The sequence below is a fragment of the Nocardia sp. genome (assembly GCF_025465275.1).
GTDB lineage: Bacteria > Actinomycetota > Actinomycetes > Mycobacteriales > Mycobacteriaceae > Nocardia.
The window spans coordinates 30,463-49,055 of the sequence record NZ_JAODNK010000191.1; the positions used below are offsets into that span (position 1 = coordinate 30,463).

The 18,593-nt window shown below is 65.6% G+C and carries 20 protein-coding genes and 1 pseudogene; 13 read left to right on the forward strand and 8 right to left on the reverse strand.

What is annotated here, in order from left to right; all coding sequences use genetic code 11:
• Positions 1–45: 45 nt before the first annotated feature.
• On the forward strand, positions 46–1,149 hold the full coding sequence (locus tag JWN03_RS39190) for a hypothetical protein (protein ID WP_297626463.1): 1,104 nt from the start codon (positions 46–48) through the stop codon (positions 1,147–1,149).
• Between the two features lie 105 nt (positions 1,150–1,254).
• Here JWN03_RS39190 and JWN03_RS39195 read toward each other — a convergent pair whose 3' ends face one another.
• The 4 genes and pseudogenes from JWN03_RS39195 to JWN03_RS39205 form a co-directional block, all read right to left on the reverse strand.
• Positions 1,255–1,839 carry a hypothetical protein gene (locus JWN03_RS39195; protein ID WP_297626465.1) on the reverse strand — a complete coding sequence of 195 codons (585 nt, stop codon included), beginning with the start codon at positions 1,837–1,839 and terminating at the stop codon, positions 1,255–1,257.
• A 77-nt stretch (positions 1,840–1,916) separates the two neighbouring features.
• Positions 1,917–2,807, reverse strand: coding sequence for a hypothetical protein (locus JWN03_RS39200; protein WP_297626468.1), 891 nt, complete (start codon positions 2,805–2,807; stop codon positions 1,917–1,919).
• Positions 2,808–2,879: 72 nt separating this feature from the next.
• Positions 2,880–3,176 (reverse strand): annotated as a pseudogene (locus JWN03_RS45655) (helix-turn-helix domain-containing protein); the annotation flags it as partial.
• Positions 3,177–3,184: 8 nt separating this feature from the next.
• Positions 3,185–3,610, reverse strand: a complete 426-nt coding sequence (locus tag JWN03_RS39205) for an NUDIX hydrolase (RefSeq protein ID WP_297626471.1) — start codon at positions 3,608–3,610, stop codon at positions 3,185–3,187.
• A gap of 99 nt (positions 3,611–3,709) precedes the next feature.
• Between JWN03_RS39205 and JWN03_RS39210 the strand changes: the two genes are divergently transcribed.
• Positions 3,710–4,453, forward strand: a complete 744-nt coding sequence (locus JWN03_RS39210; RefSeq protein WP_297626475.1) for a TauD/TfdA family dioxygenase — start codon at positions 3,710–3,712, stop codon at positions 4,451–4,453.
• Positions 4,454–4,697: 244 nt separating this feature from the next.
• Positions 4,698–5,009 (forward strand): hypothetical protein, encoded by a 312-nt coding sequence (locus tag JWN03_RS39215; protein WP_297626477.1) that lies wholly within the window; start codon positions 4,698–4,700, stop codon positions 5,007–5,009.
• Positions 5,010–5,345: 336 nt separating this feature from the next.
• Here the strand turns inward: JWN03_RS39215 and JWN03_RS39220 are convergent, their stop codons facing one another.
• Positions 5,346–5,978: a TetR family transcriptional regulator gene (locus JWN03_RS39220; RefSeq protein WP_297626480.1), complete on the reverse strand. Its 633-nt coding sequence runs from the start codon at positions 5,976–5,978 to the stop codon at positions 5,346–5,348.
• A gap of 131 nt (positions 5,979–6,109) precedes the next feature.
• Here JWN03_RS39220 and JWN03_RS39225 point away from each other — a divergent pair, with 131 nt between their 5' ends.
• The 7 genes from JWN03_RS39225 to JWN03_RS39255 all read left to right on the forward strand — a co-directional run bounded on the left by JWN03_RS39225 (position 6,110) and on the right by JWN03_RS39255 (position 13,751).
• The gene (locus JWN03_RS39225; protein ID WP_297626483.1) at positions 6,110–6,541 is read left to right on the forward strand and encodes a hypothetical protein; all 432 of its coding nucleotides are present in this window, start codon (positions 6,110–6,112) and stop codon (positions 6,539–6,541) included.
• A 279-nt stretch (positions 6,542–6,820) separates the two neighbouring features.
• Positions 6,821–7,996: an ABC transporter substrate-binding protein gene (locus JWN03_RS39230; protein WP_297626485.1), complete on the forward strand. Its 1,176-nt coding sequence runs from the start codon at positions 6,821–6,823 to the stop codon at positions 7,994–7,996.
• Between the two features lie 11 nt (positions 7,997–8,007).
• Complete coding sequence (locus JWN03_RS39235) at positions 8,008–9,054, forward strand: ABC transporter permease (RefSeq protein ID WP_297626488.1); 1,047 nt, start codon at positions 8,008–8,010, stop codon at positions 9,052–9,054.
• On the forward strand, positions 9,048–9,890 hold the full coding sequence (locus tag JWN03_RS39240; protein ID WP_297626490.1) for an ABC transporter ATP-binding protein: 843 nt from the start codon (positions 9,048–9,050) through the stop codon (positions 9,888–9,890). Before JWN03_RS39235 ends, JWN03_RS39240 begins: the two co-directional genes overlap by 7 nt.
• A complete protein-coding gene (locus JWN03_RS39245) occupies positions 9,887–11,305 on the forward strand; it encodes a PLP-dependent cysteine synthase family protein (protein WP_297626493.1) in 1,419 nt (472 codons plus the stop codon). The genes JWN03_RS39240 and JWN03_RS39245 overlap by 4 nt, the downstream gene beginning before the upstream one ends.
• Positions 11,302–11,988, forward strand: coding sequence for a YcnI family copper-binding membrane protein (locus JWN03_RS39250; RefSeq protein ID WP_297626495.1), 687 nt, complete (start codon positions 11,302–11,304; stop codon positions 11,986–11,988). Before JWN03_RS39245 ends, JWN03_RS39250 begins: the two co-directional genes overlap by 4 nt.
• Complete coding sequence (locus tag JWN03_RS39255; protein ID WP_297626498.1) at positions 11,970–13,751, forward strand: copper resistance CopC/CopD family protein; 1,782 nt, start codon at positions 11,970–11,972, stop codon at positions 13,749–13,751. The genes JWN03_RS39250 and JWN03_RS39255 overlap by 19 nt, the downstream gene beginning before the upstream one ends.
• A 12-nt stretch (positions 13,752–13,763) precedes the next feature.
• Here the strand turns inward: JWN03_RS39255 and JWN03_RS39260 are convergent, their stop codons facing one another.
• Positions 13,764–14,828 (reverse strand): NAD(P)H-dependent amine dehydrogenase family protein, encoded by a 1,065-nt coding sequence (locus JWN03_RS39260; protein ID WP_297626501.1) that lies wholly within the window; start codon positions 14,826–14,828, stop codon positions 13,764–13,766.
• A gap of 13 nt (positions 14,829–14,841) precedes the next feature.
• A complete protein-coding gene (locus JWN03_RS39265) occupies positions 14,842–15,630 on the reverse strand; it encodes an SDR family oxidoreductase (protein WP_297626550.1) in 789 nt (262 codons plus the stop codon).
• 146 nt (positions 15,631–15,776) lie between these two features.
• Here JWN03_RS39265 and JWN03_RS39270 point away from each other — a divergent pair, with 146 nt between their 5' ends.
• Entirely contained in the window at positions 15,777–16,403 is a 627-nt protein-coding gene (locus JWN03_RS39270; protein ID WP_297626504.1) for a TetR family transcriptional regulator, read from the forward strand.
• 76 nt (positions 16,404–16,479) lie between these two features.
• On the opposite strand, the gene JWN03_RS39275 is transcribed toward JWN03_RS39270, so the two are convergent.
• Positions 16,480–17,646, reverse strand: a complete 1,167-nt coding sequence (locus JWN03_RS39275) for a hypothetical protein (RefSeq protein ID WP_297626506.1) — start codon at positions 17,644–17,646, stop codon at positions 16,480–16,482.
• Between the two features lie 215 nt (positions 17,647–17,861).
• On the opposite strand from JWN03_RS39275, the gene JWN03_RS39280 reads away from it, so the two are divergent.
• Together JWN03_RS39280 and JWN03_RS39285 are read left to right on the forward strand one after the other, a co-directional pair.
• Positions 17,862–18,311, forward strand: a complete 450-nt coding sequence (locus JWN03_RS39280; RefSeq protein WP_297626509.1) for a DUF2752 domain-containing protein — start codon at positions 17,862–17,864, stop codon at positions 18,309–18,311.
• A gap of 91 nt (positions 18,312–18,402) precedes the next feature.
• The gene (locus tag JWN03_RS39285) at positions 18,403–18,588 is read left to right on the forward strand and encodes a hypothetical protein (protein WP_297626512.1); all 186 of its coding nucleotides are present in this window, start codon (positions 18,403–18,405) and stop codon (positions 18,586–18,588) included.
• Positions 18,589–18,593: the final 5 nt, after the last annotated feature.

The window sequence follows — 18,593 nt, forward strand, 5'->3', positions numbered from 1 at the left end:
TAATCGGATGGCCATGGAGGCGTGTTTGCACTATCGTGCGCGGTTATGACACCCGCGGCCGATCCCTTTGCCGACATGACCAACGAGCAGCGTAAGCGCATACAGGAGCGCATCACACTTGAGTTTGTCTATCGGCCAGGCGATTTCGTTCTGATCGAAGAGCGGGAACGTCCCGACTTTGCGCTCCACGGTCATGAGGTGCGCGAGCCGTTCGGTGTCGAGATTACCCAGCTGTTCCCGAATGAGACATACGCGCGGCTCCACGCGATGCCGGGTTACATGGAGTCGTTGTGGGACAAGACTCGTTCGCCGATCAAGGAGGACGCCGCCATACTCGATGTCCAAGATGTAGTCGTTAGGGATCAGGATGGGAAGACAAAGTACGAGGGTCTGCCGGCCATAATCGCCAAGCCGCATTCCCGCGAAGATTTCCATATGCGGCTGGCAGAAGTTATTGAGGACAAATCGGGTAAGCGATACGACTTCACCGGCTTCTCGCATGCCAATCTTGTTGTTCTCGACTGGTTTCGGATGGATTTCAACGCCAGCGACTATTCAACAGATGCACTGTTCAACGAGCGTGTTCGAGAGGCGTTGCGTGCCACGCCGTTTCGCGAGGTCCATCTGCTTCTCTATGACCTTGGATCTGGCAGGGAGGGCACGACGTCGGCTGGACCTGACGAAAGCCCTGAGTCGCCGACTCATGCGAAGCAACCCGCTCTGATGCGAGTGCCGCTCAAGCAACTGCTGCTTGTCGAACAGTTCTTCGCGGCTTATGGAGCGATCGGGGGGTACCTTGCGGAGGACCCCAGCCTTGACCATGGCATTGCCCATCTCAACAGGCTGACCTGCGATTTTGTGTCTCGTTGTCTGCGGGTCGGGACCGTTGTTGTGCTAGATGGCTTTCCACGTGTTCGGTTCGGTGCCTCTGCGATTGGGCTGTCGGAAGGCGGCGTAACGGTGATCGACGACCAGGACTTCCCGATCGAACAGGCCGAGATTGTCGAGATAGTCGAGCGGATGCCTGTTGAGCGAGAAGCGGAGTTGAGTGATCAGATCGCTCAACTCTGCTTCAGGCCTGGAATCTCGGAGACTACGCACGAACCACCCTCTCGTGCGCCATTTTTGCGAGAGGCACCCAGACCTTAGGGGCAGTACTAACCCGCATACCGAGGCGCGTACATACGTCCGACATTCGGCTAGTTGTGGTATCTCAGGACGTTGATTCAGTGATGATACTGGGGCTCAGTTGCGTCAGACATCCCAGTTGGTCGGCGGCCTATCGAAGTACTTGGCTGCCCCTGCGACGTCGGTGTGGGTCAGGCCCTGAGCGATCAGATAGGTCTGTACGTAATACAGGTCGCATCCTGCGTTTTTCAAGGTTGCAACCGGTTCGACCCGCTTCGCTTTGTAGAATGGCTCCGGACGCAGGAACCCGATCCTGGCCAGTTCTTCAAGCGCGGCTTGTGCCTCATCGTTTGGAGTGGGCTCGATCGCTCCGGTGGCGAGATTAACCGCACCGGTCGCGGCGGCCCACCCACGAATAAGAGGTGCGGACCATTCCACAATGCCCAGTCGGTTTTCGCCAGCTACGTGGACGGCCTGCTCAAGCAGTTTCAGTGTTGGGCCGAGGCAGAAGACCGGCCCACCAGATTGTGCCTGGTTGCCCTTGTCACTGCCGACATTGCCGTTCTTGGCGTAGTCATCCAAGATTGGATCGCTCCAACGCTTCTGCGGGATCAAGAAAGCCCTTGATGCCCAGCCTGATCCTCTGCGCAGCCAATCAATTACCGTCTCGTTCGCGTTGTCGTCGTAGGTGACCCAAGCTCGCTCAGTCATGTGATCAACGTATCTGTGCGCGGCGACAACCTGTGAGCCGCCGCGCTACTGCTGAAACCGCTGGTTGATCGGGTTACCTATCGCGCCGCGAGCATGGCTCGAATGCGATGGAGAGCGGCTCCCGCTTCGTCGGCCAAGCTAAGCATCCCTGCTGCCGTGGTTGCTCGAATCACCCGCTGAATTTGGTGCGGCAGTCGATGACGTTCCGCAGATTCGATCGCATCGGTGAATGCCTGTGCAGCACTGACGATTTCCTGACTGGCGATGAGGACTTCGCCCGTCGTGACGCGCTCGATGATGAACCACTGAGGGGCCGCCGGAGTGCCGGCCTGACGACTGACCAGCCGACAGGCATCAGGCACCCTTCCGGTGCCCATGAGCCCCCGCAACTCGATCTCCCGCAATGTGAAGGGCTGGAACAGTAAGCCGCTGCCTGTGTTCCGGTCGAGCAGACCACGGTAGGCGCTGAGTGCTGTGTCGAACCGGTCAGCGTCGCCGAGCTCCCCGGCGGCTCTGCACAGGAAGGCGAGCGAACCGCCCTGGTCGGCTGGATCGCTGGACAGCTGAAGAGAGTGGTCGAGTCGCGCGACTGCCGCCCCAGGATGTCCGGCCTTGCGCAGCTCGTTCCCGTGCATCCTGAGCGTATGGGCGTAGAAGTGTGAATCATCGAGATAGGCGGCAATTTTCACCGCCTGGCCGGTCCAGCGGGCGGCCGCCGATAGTCTTTCCTCGGGTAGGACAGTGCCGAGTGAAACGCCGAGTGCTACGCGCGCTTGGGCCAACAGGATCAGGCTGTCACGTTCCATGCGGCCCTCAGACGCTCTGGCCTCCAGGCGAGCGACCAGCGGCCACAACTCGTTGACGGCTTCCACAGCATGCCCAGCCTGCCTGGCAATCTCGGCGAGACGTACTGTGCTGTCCCCGAATTGGAGCATCGCCCGGTATTCGATGTCGTCGACGTCGGTCACGCCCAGGACATGCGGAGGGAGGCAGAGCCGTGTGGCTATGTGTCTGCGGGTTCCTACGTCGCTGATGACCCTGCGACCTGTTTCGAGCATCGACACATACGAGTTGTCGTAGCCGAGTAGTTCGGCCAGTGCTGCCTGACTGGTGCCGTTGATGCGTCGATATGCCCGGAGGATCGTGGGGAGGTCACGAGTTGCGATTGCGGTAGCGGCTTCCGGTGTGGACCACAGCCAGACAGCCGACGCGATGGGCGCGGTACGAACGACGACAGACCTGCCAGTCTGGCTATTGGTAGCGCATGTGGGGCACACGGAGGCTTCCGCGTAGCGCCCTATCGCCACCCCGCACGCCCGGCACCTACTATCGGCCATCGTCTGTCCTAGACGCTTTCTGCTGCCCTCAACTGGGCGAACCACGTCATGATCGACCGCTTGTAGCCGTCGGGCATGTTCAGTCCGGAGATCTCGTCCTCACGAAAGAGTCCAACTTCCTTGTGCTCATGAGAGAGAACGGGCTCAGCGTCAGTGTCCGGATAGCAGCCGTAGGTCACGATGAAGACGTTCTTCTCCGCCTCGTTGATGTAGTACATCCAGGTATCGAGAATCGGGCCGGTGGTCACGGGCCACTGTGTCTCTTCAGTGATCTCTCGCGCCACGCATTCTTCTGGCGTCTCGTCCGGTTCGATCCGGCCGCCCGGCAGCTCCCACTCGTCGCGTTCGTTCTTCAGTAGCAGCACTTGTCCATCACGAACGACTACGCCTTTGATCGAGATCGAGTACAGGTGCGGCACGTATCCGGAGGTCATGTTCGCGACGCTAGCACCGCGCCGGCCGGGTGGCTGTGGGGTTGGCGTTGACAGTTTGTCAGTGGACACGGCCAACGTGCCGAGCGCACGGTTTGAGCCATGTTCGTTGACTTACAGCAGGATTGGGCGGCAGGGGTGGCGGCTGGGCTCGCTGCTGATGGGCTCGCCAGGTTCGACAGAATTCGTACACGGGCGCAACTGGTCACGTTGGGGGCGTCTCTCGGGCGGATCGTTCCGCACCGCGACAGCGACGGCGACGGGGTAACCACGCTGGAGCATCGGGCAGGGCTCGCGCAGCGGCTTGGATTCGAGGGCTTCGGAATTGGTGCCTTAGCTCCGCACACCGACCGGTCCGGGGTCCCGGAGCCTCCAGCGCTGCTGCTCGTCGTGTGTGGTCGCAAGAGCACAACCGGAGGTGAATGCGTCGCGATCGACGGCTGCGCCGTGTACGGCGATCTCGCCCGGAATGAGCCGGAAGCCCTGCGGGCGCTGTCCCAGCCTCGGACCGTCTTGTTCGGTGGAGCTTCCGGTCACCTGGGCTCGATCTTCGAGCGCGCTCAGGGCGGCCGGATCCGGGTCCGATACCGGCGGGACGGCTTGGCGAAGTACTCGCCGGAAATCTCGCGGTGGCTCCCCATGCTCGACGCGGCTATCGACCGCCACGCGTGCCAATTCACTTTGGAACCGGGACACGGGTATGTGCTGCACAACCACAGGTGGTTGCACGGCCGGTCGGCGTTCACGGGCGAACGGGTGATGTACCGCCTGAGCTTGAATCCTCATCCCGAGTTCGCCATACCGTCCGGCTTTTTGGCTCCCGATGCTTTGGGGGTGGCGTCGTGAACGTGGACTACGCCACCGTTCGGGTTGCGATCCGGTTTGAGAACGGCTCTGACGAACCAAACGACTATCCGTACTACGACCACTGCGGTTTCGATCCTGGTCCGCTCACCGTCGAAGCGGCACACCGAATTTCGCAGATCCACCTGCACAACGAATCGGTTCGGTGCAGGCAGAAGGACGCAGCGTTGCTGGTACTCGAGTCCGCGGGTCGATTGCATCGTTCCGCAGGGTCGGGGGTGAGACGATGCAGTACCTGGTGAAAGTTCATTGCTGCGGCGCGCATTGGATCGCTCACGTACCCGCACTCGACTGCTGGACCCTGATCCGGGACAAACGTCAGATCAGATCCACCGTCTGCCTGATGGTCGCGGATGTCGTAGGCGTGACACCCGATGCGTTCGGGGTGGACCTGTCCGAGGGGCAGGCAGTGACTGTTGCGGCGGAGTTCAGCGCTGGTGACGCTGTGCGCTGGATTCCGAGCAAGGATGAGCCCTCGGTGTCAGCGGCGGCCCTGCCTAGATTGGGCGACGGGAAGGGGTGGTGCCAGTCGACCTAACCCTTCGGATACAGACCCTCGGTCCTTGCTCGGTACCGGGGGTCTTCCGCTGTCACGGATTGGACTACCTGCCGTGGCCCCTGAAATTACCAGGTCAGGGGATATGTCTAGCGTGCCGAGAGTGTGCCAAGACAGGCACGCGCGGGCTGGACTGGTCGGTACTGGCCGGACGTGAAAGAGCCTCTGACCTGGATCTGCCGGACCTCAATGGACGCCGGAATACGCTTCCGGGCTCACTCGTAATGAAAAGGTCGCGAGTTCGATTCTCGCAGGCGGCTCCAGGAAAAGGCCCTCGATGTAGCAGCATCGGGGGCCTTTTCGTGTGTTCGCCGGGGGTCAGCGGCCGGGGGGTGCGGTGAGGTCGAGGCCGGCGGGGATGGCGGTGAAGGCGTCGCGCAGGCGGACGGTGAGGGTGGCGCGGCCGCCGGCGCCGTCGGTGTGGACCCACTGGCGGCCTGCCACGCTCCAGGCGGCGGTGGTCAGTTCGGCCAGGACGTGCAGGCGGAGGTCGTCGGGGTCGAGGCCGAGTTTGCTTGCGAGACAGGCGATCATGTCGATGCGGACGCCGGAGCGGTAGTACTCCACATTGGCCTGCAGGGCCGGTGCGGTGAGGATCAACCGGCGGGTGGTGAGGTAGCGGTGATCCCAGTCCGGGTCGAGGGCTTCGGCTGTGGTGATCAGGGCGTCGCGAAGGTCGTCGATGACCAGCCCTGTGTAGTCCCGATCTCCCAGTGTCGCAAGGTAATTGGACCAGAGTTCGGTCTCGGATTCGACGGCCACCGCTTCTTTCGAGGGGAAGGCGCGGAAGAAGGTGCTGCGTGAGACCTCGGCCTCGTCGACCAGTTCTTCGATGGTGGTCGCGTCGAAGCCTTTCGCGGTGAACAGGCGCAGCGCCGCATCGGCGAGGGCGCGGCGGGTGCGGAGCCGCTTGCGTTCGCGCAGGGGGAGGGAGCGGTCGACGGTTGCCATGGCAGGGATCGTAGCGGAATCGGTTCTCGGGCACGAAAAAAACTTAGTTCTGATTGAGACTTGCGCACGAATGGAACTCAGTGTCAGAATATGAATCACCACGAACGCCCCGCCTGATGAAGGAGCTCGACATGACCACCACCCTGAACCCCTCGATCATCGGCCAGGTCGAGAAGCACCACACCGCCATCCTGACCCGCGCGCTGGCGGGCACCTCCGTCGACGAGAAGCAGTGGATCACTCTGAATCAGGCGCTGGCCGCCGATGCCCCCGTCGAGCGGACCGCGCACATCGCCCGTGTTGCCGGGATGACCCAGTGGCCGCCCGCATCGGTCGAGACCGCGCTGGTCGCGTTGGTCGGCGCCGGTCTGGTGGCCGAGCTGCCCGGTGCTCGAATCGAGGTCCCCGATGCCGGCCGGGCGCTGGTCGCCCAGGTCCGCGGCGAAACCGGTGCCATTGTCGAGCGGGCCTACAGCACCGTTTCGGCCGAGGATCGCGCCATCGCGGCGCGGGTGCTGGTCACCATCACCGCCAGACTGGCCGACGAACTGGCCCATGTGTGAGGGGAATTCATCCCGCACCCGGCGGCGTCACCGCTGCCTCGCAATGAGAACAGGCCCGGCATACGCCGGGCCTGTTGCCGTTTCGGGACGATCTGCGCCGCGGTGGGGAGCGCGGGGCGGGATGGCCGACTTGTGCTCGCGGTGACTCGAAATCTGTTCGCGGCAGCCGGGTTTTGCGACTCTGACCAAAGCTGTGCTCCGGCGATCCGTCGGAGCGGGTGGCGTCCGGGCATCGAACAACGGTGTGGGGAGGTCGCCGAGATGAGGAGGACCCCAGCCATGGCCAACGATAACGACAACGCACCAGCACACGACAACCCTGCCAACGAGAGCGCCGGGCAGCGGGATTCGCGCGAGTCACCGGCCGAGGTCGCGGCGGAGACTTCTGCGGCCGGCCACACGGTGGATGACGAATCCGAGGATCTGGCGACGCCGGCGGAGCTGGAGGTGCCGGGCTTGTCGCGGCGAAAGCTGTTCGCCGGCGTGGGGATTGCCGCGGCGGTCGTGGCAGGCGGCGGTGTGACGGCTTGGCTGACGACGCGGCGGACGCCGGGGTCGGGGCCGGTGAATCGGGCGTTGAAGATCGGATACGGCGGCGGAGTGTGTGAGGCGCCGCTGTTCGCGGCCCTGCATCAGGGGATCTTCGATAAGCACGGGCTCGAGGTGGAGGTCGTCAAGACCGGGTCGGATGAGATCAAGGATGCGGTGGGCGCCGGGAAGTTGGATGCCGCGCCGGGGATCTTCTTCTCCTGGTTGAAGCCGATCGAGCAGGGGATCGACGCCAAGCTGGCGGCGGGGTTGCACGAGGGGTGCCTGCGGATCATCGTGCCGCCGGACAGTCCGATCACATCGATTGCGGAGCTGCGGAACAAGACGATCGGCGTGGCGGCCATCGGGGATTCGGCCATGTCGTTCTTTTCGCTGGATCTGCTGGATGCGGGGATCAATCCCAGCGAGGATGTGGAGTGGCGGGTGTTTCCCGGAGATCAACTGGGGGATGCGCTGACCCGGGGCGAGATCGCCGCGGTCGCGGGCAGTGACCCGAATGCGCTGCTGCCCAGGCTGAATGGGAAGGCTCGCGAGCTCACCAATAATCAGTCGGGCGCGAACCGGGAGTTGTTCTGCTGCGCGACCGCCATCAATGGCCGACTGCTGCGCGAGGATCCGAATACGGCGCGGGCGCTGGTGACGGCATGGGCGGAGGGGAGCCGCTGGGTGGGGGCGAACCTGGCGCAGACCGCCGCCATCGAGGCGGACAACAAGTATGTGGCGGCCGACCGGACGGTGGTGGAGAAGACGCTGACAACCTACGGGTACAACCCGTCCGCGGTGAAGTTCAAACCCGAGATCACTCCCGGGATCGAAAAGTTCGCCAAGACTGGATATCTGGATCGGAAGACGGATGCACGAGTGCTCGCCGATAAGGTCTACGCCGACCTGGGACTGACATGGTGACAACAGCTCCGGTGAGTGCCGCCGAAACACCGGACGCCGCTGCCGCCTCACCGAGCGCCGCCTCACCGAACACCGTCGCTACCAGCGTCCCGTCGCCGAGCGCTGCGCGGCGGTATCCGCCGACGCTGGGGTTCGTGCTGTCCTGGTCGCTGTGGGCGCTTACTGCCGCAGTGACGCTGGCGGTGCCGGATCGGCTGGATGCGGCATCGCCGCAGGCGGTCGGAATCGGTTTCGCGGCATGGACTTTCGCGTTCGGTGTCTGGGGCATTGTCGCGTATGGGCGTCGTGGTGTGACCGTGCTACTACGGCATTGGACGCCGTGGATCGGGGTACTGGCCGCGTGGATGCTGTTGTGGGAGTGGAGCACTGCCAAGACCGGATGGTTGATTCCTCCGCATTTCGCGTCGCCGCAACACATGCTCCTGGTGTTTTATGAGGACGGCGGGCTGCTGATTTCCTGCACGTGGCATTCACTGGTGCTGTTGCTGACGGGTTTTGCCATCGGCGTGGTCGGCGGGTTGATCACCGGCATCGCCACCGGTTGGTCGAAAGCCGTTGCCTACTGGGCGAATCCGCTGCTCCAGACAATCGGTCCGGTGCCGCCGGCGACGCTGCTGCCGCTGGTGTTCATTCTGTCGCCGAGTACCTATCTGGGCAGTGTGTTCATGGTGTCGCTGGGGGTGTGGTTCCCGGTGGCGTTCCTGACTCGCGTCGGGATCGCGGGTGTGGTGCGCGGGTACTTCGATGTGGCACAGACGCTCGGTGCGTCGAATCGGTTTCTGATTTGGCGAGTGGCCGTGCCCGGTGCGCTGCCGAGCATTTTCACCGGGGTGTTCATGGGTTTGTATGCCTCACTGGCGGCGCTGGCGGTGGCGGAGTTGCTGGGTGTGAAGAACGGTCTCGGCTGGTACATCCAGTGGACGAAGGGCTGGGCCGCGTATCCGCGCATGTACGCGGCGATTCTGATCATGATCGTGGTGGCGAGTACCGCGATTCTCGGACTGTTCCGGCTGCGCAATCGCGCACTGGCCTGGCAGAAGGATCTGGTGCGATGGTGAACGACGGTATCGCGGTCGATATCGAGGGAGTGTCGCACCAGTTCGCGGTGGCCGGGCCGCGCGGCCGGACGCTGCTGGACCGGGTGTTCGGGCGGCCCGCGCCGACACCGACGCGGGCACAGGAATTGGGGCGGCTGCGGGTGCTCACCGACGTGTCCTTGCGGATCGAGCCGGGTCAGTTCGTGGCTCTGCTCGGGCCGTCCGGGTGCGGGAAGTCGACGCTGTTGCGGCTGCTGGCGGGGCTGGACCGGCCGTCGCGGGGCACGGTATGCGCCGACGGGTCCGCCATTGCGGGCCCGGATCCGCATCGCGCCTTGATGTTTCAGGATCCGATGCTGTTCCCGTGGCGCACCGTCGAGCAGAATGTGGCGCTCGGTCCGCAGGCGCGCGGCACTTCGGCCGCCGACCGGGATCGGGTGACGGAGGCATTGGAGCTGGTCGGGCTGCACGGGTTCCGCGATTCCTATCCGGCGCAACTGTCCGGCGGTATGGCGCAGCGCGCGGCCTTGGCGCGGGCACTGGTGAATCGGCCGCGCCTGTTCCTACTGGACGAACCGCTCGGCAAATTGGACGCGCTGACGCGCGCGACCCTGCAGGCCGAGATCGCCCGATTGTGGCAGCGTGATCGATTCACCGCGGTGCTGGTCACCCACGATGTCGACGAGGCGCTGCGCCTGGCCGACCGTGTGGTGGTGTTCACGCCGCGTCCAGGAAAAGTGGTGCGGGACTTGGCAATAGAGCTGCCGCGCCCGCGCGATAACGAACATTCGGAATATCTTCGATTGCGCCGGGAGCTGTTCATCGCACTCGGCGAGACAGGCAGGGCCGCCGCATGACCACCGTCTCCCCACGCGCCGCGGGCGTGTACGACTCCTTTGCCGACGCCATCGGCAATACGCCGCTGGTGCGGCTCAACCGTGTGACCGGCGATATAACCGCCACCGTCTATGTGAAGCTCGAGTATCTGAATCCCGGCGGCAGTGTGAAGGATCGGGCCGCGCGCGCCATGCTGCTGGCCGCCGAGGAGTCCGGTGAGCTGCGCCCCGGCGGGACCGTGGTGGAGGCCAGTTCGGGCAATACCGGGCTGGGGCTGGCCGCGGTCGCCGCCTCTCGCGGGTACCGGACGATTGTGGTGGTGCCGGACCGGGTGAGCGGCGAGAAGGTCCAGTTGCTGCGTGCACACGGTGCGGAGGTGCATCTGACGCCCGGGCTGCGGCCGGTGGATCATCCAGAGCATCTGCGCACTGTCGCCTTGCGGCTGGTCTCGGAGATTCCGGGCGCGTGGTTCGCCGGGCAGTACGACAATCCTGCCAATCCGGCCGCCCACCGCGCGACCACGGGTCCGGAGATCTGGACCCAAACCGAGGGGCGGGTAACGCATTTCGTGGCAGGTATCGGGACCGGCGGCACCATCTCCGGGACCGGCGAATATCTGAAGGAGGCATCCGGCGGTGCGGTGCGAGTGATCGGGGCCGATCCGGAGAGCTCGGTGTACGGCGGCGGCGACGGTCGTATCTGGTACGTCGAAGCGGTCGGGCATTTTGTGCATCCGGCGACGGAAACCGATCTGTGGCCGGATTCCTACAACCGGGACGTAGTCGATCGGATCGAGCGGATTCCCGATATCGATGCGATTCGGGTGCTGCACCGGCTGGCCCGGGAGGAGGGCCTGCTGCTGGGAGGTTCGTCCGGGACGGCCATTGTGGCGGCGCTGCGCATTGCCCGGGAACTCGGGCCCGAGGATGTGGTGGTTGTTATCGCACCGGACTCGGGTCGCGCCTATCTGTCCAAGTACTACAGCGATGAATGGTTGGGGGCCTTGGGGTTTCCGCTGACATCCGCTGTCGAAGGACGGACGGTCGGGGATCTTGCCGGGCTCACCGATACGGCGAATACCGCGGTGGCGGTTCCGTCCGGCGCGACCGTGGCCGTGGCGAAGCAGCTCCTCGGTTCGGGTACGGCGCTGCCGGTGGTCTTGCAGCGCAAGGCATCCGGACCGGCCGTCGTAGCCGAGGTGCTCGGTTCCATTACCGCTGAGACCCTTTCGGGCGCACCCGAGGACGACCTGGTGAGTGGGCATCTCGGCGCGCCGCTTCCGACTGTCGGCACCACCGAGTCGCTGGCCGGGGCCGCGGCACGGATCGCCGGGCACACCGGGCCGGTGCTGGTGGTCCGGGAGGGCCGGGTCATTGCACTGCTGGACGCGGCGCAGATCGTGGATGAGAACGTCGAAAATGAAGGTGGAGTGTGAGATACGTACGTTGGACCGTGATCGCCGCGGCGGCCGGGATGCTGGTGCTGGCGGGTTCGGGAGTGGCGTCCGCGCATGTCGAGGTGAGTGCGCCCGATGCCGCGCCGGGCGGGATGGCGGTCCTGACCGTGCGGGTGCCCACGGAGTCGGCGACAGCGGGCACCGTGAAGGTGGAACTCACACTGCCGAAGGACAATCCGCTGGCCGTGGTGCGGAGCGAGCAGGTGCCGGGCTGGCAGGTCGAGCAGCACCGCGCCACTCTCGCGACGCCGGTCGACAACGGGCACGGCGGCAAGGTCTCCGATTACGTCGCGAGTGTCACCTTCACCGCCCGCGACGGAGCGTCGATCGGCCCCGGTGAGTTCGGTGAGTTCAAGCTGCTGGTCGGCCCGCTCCCGCATGTGAGCGAACTGGTGTTCCCTGCCATCCAGACCTACAGCGACGGCACCGTGGTCTCGTGGATCGAACGGTCCGCCGACGGGACCACACCCGACAAGCCCGCACCCACCCTGCGATTGGCGGCCGCACACGACCACGGTGATCCCGCCGCCGTATCGGAACAATCTGTGCCACAGCATGATTCTGGCGCAGCCGGGCGAATCTCGGTGACCGCCCTGGTGGCCTCCGGCCTTGCTGTCGCACTGGCTGCCGCACCGCGGCTCCGGTGGCCCCGCAGAGGGTGAAGATCATCGGCCGAGCGCTGTGCGTGCTCGGTGTTGTTGTCACCGCGCTGTGGGTCGGGGTGGCGTCGGCTGCCGCGCATGCGGTGCTGGTGGGTTCCGATCCGGCGTACGGGGCGACGGTGCAGCATGCGCCAGAATGGGTTTCGCTGACTTTCGACGAGCCGGTGACAGCGGCGCAGCATGCGGTGACGGTCGCCGATCGAGATGGCGTGCGGGCCGATACCGGCGGGGTGACGACCGCCGACGGCGGGCGCACGGTGGTCGTGCCGCTGCGCTCCGGGCTGCCCGACGGGACCTATTTGCTGGGCTGGTCGCTGCTGTCGGCGGACGGGCATGTGGTGGCGGGGTCGATCGTCTTCGGCATCGGGACGCCGCCGGACCTGTCGCTGACCGCCGCGCCGCCGGATCCGCTGGTGGCGGCGCTGGACACAGTGGTTCGGCTGCTCACTGGGCTGGGTTACACGGGAGTCGCACTGGCCGTGGGGGTTCCGCTGGCGGCCCGGCTGGTCTGGCGGGAGGGATTACGGGGCCGTGGGATTCTGCAACTCACCCGAATCGGCGCGGTCGCCGTGGTGGTGGCGTCATTGCTGATCTTCGCCGCCACCCCAGGACGGCTCGCCGGAGCGGCCGGATGGGGTGAGCCGCACGTCTGGGTGCAGTCGGCGACCTCGATACTCGGCACGGCCGCGCTCGTCCGCGCCGCCGCCGCGGTGCTGCTGGCGATCGGCTGGTGGTACTGGGCGCAGTCATCGCACGATTCCGGTGCGCCGCTGTCCGGAATCCGGCGAAACCAGGTGGAGCGCGGTCAGTGTGGATCCCGGCCAAAAGCATGCCGGGATGACGGAGGGCGATATCGCGCGTACAAGGTCAGTGGGTGGGTGCCGGCAGGGTGGGGGCAGTGGCCCCCGGTCATCGCGGTGGCCGCTGGAGCTGTGGTGGCTGCGACGGCGGTGTCCGGGCATGCGGTGGCGGGGGAGTATCGCTGGGCTGCGGTGGGTTCGACGGTATTGCACCTGGTCGGAATGTCGGTGTGGGTCGGTGGAGTAGCGATCGTGCTGCTGGTGTGGCGGACGCCCGGCCGTGCGGCGGTGGTGCGTCGGTTCGGCCCGGTGGCTGCGGGGGCTGTTGCGCTGGTAGTGGTCACGGGCATATTCCAGTCGTGGCGGGCGGTGAGTCCGCTTGCGGCGCTGTGGAGTACGTCGTGGGGGTTGCTGCTGTTGCTGAAACTGGCGTTGGTGGGAGCAGCGGCCGGTACTGCGCTGGTGGCTCGGCGGGTCAGCCGGTCTGAAGTACCGGCGTCCTCTGATATGCGGCGGCACAAGAGATCCGGGGCGCTGCTTCGGATCGAATTCGGCGTACAGGTGGCCGTGCTCGTGGTGAGCGCGTTGTTGACCGGGGTGGCACCGGCTCGGGAGACCTACGATCCGGCGACCGCTCTGAATGCGCAGCTGGGCCCCCTGAGCGCCGCGGTGGCGGTGGATGGCGCGCATACCGGGCGGCAGGAATTCACTGTGCACCTGCGGGATTCGCAGGGCGTTCCGGCCGGTGCGCTGGAACTGAGTGCCCGCCTGGTGCGCGGCGACGGCCGGATCGGCTCTATCGAGGTGCCTTTCCGGCGTGTGGAGCCTGTCGAGCTGGGACCGGATTACTTTGTCTCCCAGCCTGTTCAGGTTCCACTCGCCGGCGATTGGCAGTTGCGGCTCACTGTGGCTGTGGATCGGACGAACGCCTATGCCGCCACCTTGCCCTATCGGGTGTGGTGACGGCAGGCGCGATCAGGAGACCAGGCCGCGGCCGGTGGTCAGGGGCAGATCGGTGGCGGTCAGCAGGCCGGGGCGGGCCTGGACCACCGCGGGGACGGCGCTGACCAGGCGGGCCGCGGTACCCACAACGCCTGCTTCGGCGTGGTCACCATTGCTGTAGAGCTGCAGGTCGAGCAGGTAATCGGGTTCGCCCTCGATTTCGACTCGGTAGCAACCCTTTCCGGCGGGTTGGGGCCAGTCGGGGGCGAGATCGGGGTGCAGCCGGGTGACGTGTTCGAGAGTGAGGATCTCGCGGTCCCCACGGACGCCGTGCACCTGGAATCGCAGGGCGGCAGCGGTGCCGACGGCAATGGTGCGCTTGCCGACAAGGAGCTCTTCGGTGGCGGGAAGCCGCTCGAAATGCTGTGTGACGGAATCCAGTTCGATATCCAGTGCGTCCGCGAGCTGGCGGATGACACTGCCCCAGGCGAGCGTGAGAATGCCCGGCTGCAGCAGCATGGGCAGCTCGTCGAGCGCGCTGCCGAAGCCCATGATGTCGAACACGACCTTGGGGTTGTCATAGGTCGAGTAGTCCATGATCTCCGAGCAGATGACCTTGTCGATGCGCTCGGAGCCACTCGAAAGCAGTAGCGGCAGCCAATCATTGGCCCAGCCGGGGTCTATGCCGTTCACCCACAGGGAGGCATTGCCCTCGATCGCGGCTTCGATGATCGGGTTGATGGCCTCGTCCGGCAGTGTGCCGTAAGGGAATTGCAGGAAGACGGGGCTGCTGGAGACCACATTGATGCCGGCGCGGAGGAAGGTTTTCAGGTCTTCCACCGCCTCCATCAGCCGGTCGTCGGCCATGGCGGTGTGGATGATGCAGTCCGGCTTCAGGTCGATGAGGGCCTGGGCGTCATTGGTTGCGAGAACACCGGTTTCGTGGTCGAGGCCCGCGAGTTCGCCGGCATCCTTACCGGCTTTGGCGTCGCTGGACACCCAGACGCCGACAAGTTCGAGCTCCGGCCGGGCGATGATGGAACGCAGGGCACGGTGCCCGACATTGCCTGTGCTCCACTGGACTACGCGATACTTCACAGGAGACTCCGGTTCACAGGTCGGGGAGGCCGAGTTCGAGGTTGGGCGCTTCGATGCCGCCGTCGACCTCGAGGATCTTGCCGGTGATGTAGCCGCCGGCCGGTGAGCAGAGGAAGACGATGGCGGCGGCGATTTCCCACGGCTCGCCGAGGCGGCGCAGCGGGGTGGCGCCCTCCATGCGGGCCTTGATCTCCGGTTGCTGTGCAACGATTTCCAGCGCGGAGGTGAGGACCGAGCCGACCGCGATGGCATTGACCCGAATGCGCGGGGACAGGTCGGTGGCGGCCATGCGGGTCCAGTGCGCGAGCGCCGCTTTGGCGGTGCCGTAGGCGAGGAAACCGCGACCGGGCGAGCGGCCCATCATCGAGGAGATGCTGACCACGGAGCCGCCGCCGGTCTTCAACATGTGCGGGACCGCGGCTTGGGTAAGTGCGTGTGCGGTGGACACATTGAAGCGGAAGGCGTCCTCGAGGAATTCGGGGGATGTGGTGGTGAAGGTATTGGGCATAGTGCCGCCGACATTGTTGACGACGATATCGATGCGGCCGAGTTCGGCCGCGGCGGTTTCGGCGAAGGCGGTGACGGTGGAGAGGTCCGACAGGTCGCAGGGGACCGTGACGGCGCGGCGGCCCAGGGCGCGGATCTTGCCGGCGACCTCTTCGAGTTGTTCGGGGGTGCGGGCGGCGAGGGCGACATCGGCGCCCGCTTCGGCCAGCGCCAGTGCGGTGGCGGCGCCGATGCCGCGGCCGGCGCCGGTGACGACGGCAACGCGGCCGTCCAGTCGGAAGGTATCCAGGATCATCGGGTGCAGTCCCTTATTAGTGATGGCAGTCACTCAGAGCTTTAAGAAATCATGCTTAACTGTCAAGGACGAGTTCTTTACGGGCTGGTGGACGGCTACTCTGCACCTGTGACGGCGTGTGCGGTGGGACCGAGGGAGGGATTCGCGTGGCGGTGACCGAGGCGCGGGAGCGGATCATCCTGGCGGCCGAGCGCCTGATCGCCGAGCGCGGGCAGGCGGTGCCGCTGCGCGATATCGCGGCCGCCGCCGGGCAGCGGAACAATTCGGCCATCCAGTACCACTTCGGATCGCGCGACGGGCTCATCGAAGCCGTGGTCGAGCTGCGGATGGCGACTCTCGAGGTGCGGCGGCTGGAATTGCTCGCCGAACAGGTGGGAGCGGGCGCAGGCGTGCACGCGCTGGTGGAGGCACTGGTGGTGCCCATGTTCGAACTCAGTGAACGGCACGGCAGCAACCACTACGCGCGATTCCTCGAACAGATCCACACCCATCCGGCCGTCACCGACGCCTCCAATCTGGACAGCGAACAGCGCACCTCGGTCCGGGTGATCATGCAGCGCCTCGACGACGAAATGACCGAACTGCCGCCCCGCCTGCGCGTGCACCGGCTACGGGCGCTCCCCACCATGCTTTTCGCGCTCCTGGCCGATCACGAGCGCGCCGTGGAAGCGGGCCGCGTCGCCGCCGGTGAGGTCAGCGCCTGGGCGGAGACCATCGACATGCTCGCCGGCGCTCTCACCGCACCCGCCAGCGAGCGCGCCCCGATCCGCTGAAAGCCACTCCGGCATAACACGATCGGCCCAGCTCGAAGGATGTCCGAGCCGGGCTGATCGCCGAAAACCGCTGTTCCTACTGCTGATACCCGGACGGCGGATAGCTCTGCCGCGCAGGCGGCGGAAACCCCTGCTGCGGCTGGGAGTACTCCGGCGACTCCTGGTACCCGCCGCCCTGACCCGAGTACCCCTGCTGCACAGGTGGCGTCGACGGCACCTGAGTGTGCGCCACCGGCGCCGCGTAATTCGACTGCGGCGCATAACCACCCGGCTGTCCTGGGTAACCCTGCTGGGCGGGCGTATCGGAGTAGCCCTGCGGCGCAGAATAACCCTGCGGCGCCCCTTGCCCAGAGAATCCCGCCTGGGCGGCCTGACCTGCGAAACCCTGCGAGCCCTGGTAATCGTTCTGTGCCACCTGCCCCGAGAAACCTTGCGGTGCATACTGCCCTGCATAGCCCTGCAGCGCGGGTTGCCCCGAGAACCCCTGGGAAGGCGCAGCGGAATAGCCCTGCTGCACAGGCGGGGCGGCGGCATAGCCTGGCTGCGCGGATTGGCCGGGCTGGCTCGAGAAGCCTGCGGCCGCGGGTTGGCCCGCAAAGTCTTGCGGGGGAGGCGATGGGGAGTAGCCCTGGTACACGGGCTGTGCGGACGAGCCGGGCTGGCTCGAGAAGTTGGACTGGGCGGGCTGACCGGCGGCGCTCGGCTTGGCTGGTTGGCTCGAGAAGTCTTGTGGGGCAAACGGGGTGTTGTAGGCCGGCTGCGCGGACTGGGCGGGCTGACCGGTGACGCTCGGCTTGGCTGGTTGGCCCGAGAATTCTTGCGGGGCAAACGGGGTGTTGTAGGCCGGCTGCGCGGACTGGGCGGGCTGACCGGCGGCGCTCGGCTTGGCTGGTTGGCCCGAGAAGTCTTGCGGGGCATACGTGATGGCATAGCTAGGCTGGGCCGGCTGGGTGGGGAAGCCGGGTTGGGCGGGCTGGGCTGAGAAGTCTGGCAGGGCTGGGTGGGGTGGGTAGCCCTGGGGTGGGAGGTTCGGGTCGAACTGTTCGGGCTGTGGGGTGGTGTCCTTCTTCTTGAAGATGAAGTAGATGGCTGCGGCGATGAGGACTAGGACGAGGACGCCCAGTAGGCCGAACATATTGCCGATGATTCGGCCGCCTACCTTGGCGAGGATGATGATGGCGAGTGCGCCGACGGCTGCGGAGGCGCGGGCGATCTTGCTTCCGCCGGTTTGATCTTGGCTCATGAGGTGGAACTCCCCCGATCGAAAACTGTTGCGGGGGGAGCATACCCACGGTTCTGGACGAGTGTGCATGACTGTTCGGCCAGCTCACCGCGCCATCGGACATATCGGACAATGCTGTCCGGAGCTGTCGGCGATGCTGTCTGCTGACGCCTCGCGGGGGTGCGAAGTTGGTTGTGATCTGGCAGGTTGCGGTGGCCGCGACTACCGTTGTTCGGGTGTACACCGCTCCCGCGACCGAGGTCGAATCCGCCGCTCGCCCCAGATGGCTGGGCGTGGGTTTGCCGTTGCTCGCGGGGGGTGCGGTGGCGGGGGGACTGGCGCTGCTGCACTTTCGGGATCCGCATGTGCAGGGGGCGTACGGGTTCTGCCCGTTCAAGGAATTGACCGGGTACTGGTGCCCCGGGTGTGGCGGGTTGCGCGGGCTGCACAATCTCACCGAGGGGCATGTGGTCGATGCCCTGCACAGCAATGTGCTGATTCTGCCGCTGCTGCTGGCTTTTGTCGGCTGGATGGCCGCTTCGCTGGTGTACGGCTGGCAGGGGAAGCCGATACCGCGGTTGCCGAAGGTGCTGCCGAAGCCCGCGCTCTGGGTGATGCTGGCGCTGGCTCTCCTATATACCGTGTTCCGCAATACACCGTGGGGAACGTGGCTGGCCCCGGTGTAATCCGCCGCGCCGACCTGTCGGTGTCCGGCCTGCTCGCTAGGTCCGGCGTGCCTGTTCGCGTAATTCCCGACAATGCGGGCATGCTCTCGATATGAGTGATTCTCTGAAGGACCGCGTGCGAGCGAAGCTGATCCGCCAGCTCGCGGAGGACGGGCCGGACCCGGAACGCGATGACGGACGCCAGCTTTCGGTCCAGGACGACCTGGATCTGCTGAACGCCGTCACCGACGATGACCCGTTCGTAGAGGAACTCGCCGAGCGCTACCTGGTGCCCTGACCCAA

Coding starts and splice junctions, on each gene's coding strand:
- JWN03_RS39190 (WP_297626463.1), top strand. CDS start 46: ATGACACCCGCGGCCGATCCCTTTGCCGACATGACCAACGAGCAGCGT.
- JWN03_RS39195 (WP_297626465.1), bottom strand. CDS start 1,839: ATGACTGAGCGAGCTTGGGTCACCTACGACGACAACGCGAACGAGACG.
- JWN03_RS39205 (WP_297626471.1), bottom strand. CDS start 3,610: ATGACCTCCGGATACGTGCCGCACCTGTACTCGATCTCGATCAAAGGC.
- JWN03_RS39210 (WP_297626475.1), top strand. CDS start 3,710: ATGTTCGTTGACTTACAGCAGGATTGGGCGGCAGGGGTGGCGGCTGGG.
- JWN03_RS39215 (WP_297626477.1), top strand. CDS start 4,698: ATGCAGTACCTGGTGAAAGTTCATTGCTGCGGCGCGCATTGGATCGCT.
- JWN03_RS39220 (WP_297626480.1), bottom strand. CDS start 5,978: ATGGCAACCGTCGACCGCTCCCTCCCCCTGCGCGAACGCAAGCGGCTC.
- JWN03_RS39225 (WP_297626483.1), top strand. CDS start 6,110: ATGACCACCACCCTGAACCCCTCGATCATCGGCCAGGTCGAGAAGCAC.
- JWN03_RS39230 (WP_297626485.1), top strand. CDS start 6,821: ATGGCCAACGATAACGACAACGCACCAGCACACGACAACCCTGCCAAC.
- JWN03_RS39240 (WP_297626490.1), top strand. CDS start 9,048: ATGGTGAACGACGGTATCGCGGTCGATATCGAGGGAGTGTCGCACCAG.
- JWN03_RS39245 (WP_297626493.1), top strand. CDS start 9,887: ATGACCACCGTCTCCCCACGCGCCGCGGGCGTGTACGACTCCTTTGCC.
- JWN03_RS39265 (WP_297626550.1), bottom strand. CDS start 15,630: ATGATCCTGGATACCTTCCGACTGGACGGCCGCGTTGCCGTCGTCACC.
- JWN03_RS39275 (WP_297626506.1), bottom strand. CDS start 17,646: ATGAGCCAAGATCAAACCGGCGGAAGCAAGATCGCCCGCGCCTCCGCA.
- JWN03_RS39285 (WP_297626512.1), top strand. CDS start 18,403: ATGAGTGATTCTCTGAAGGACCGCGTGCGAGCGAAGCTGATCCGCCAG.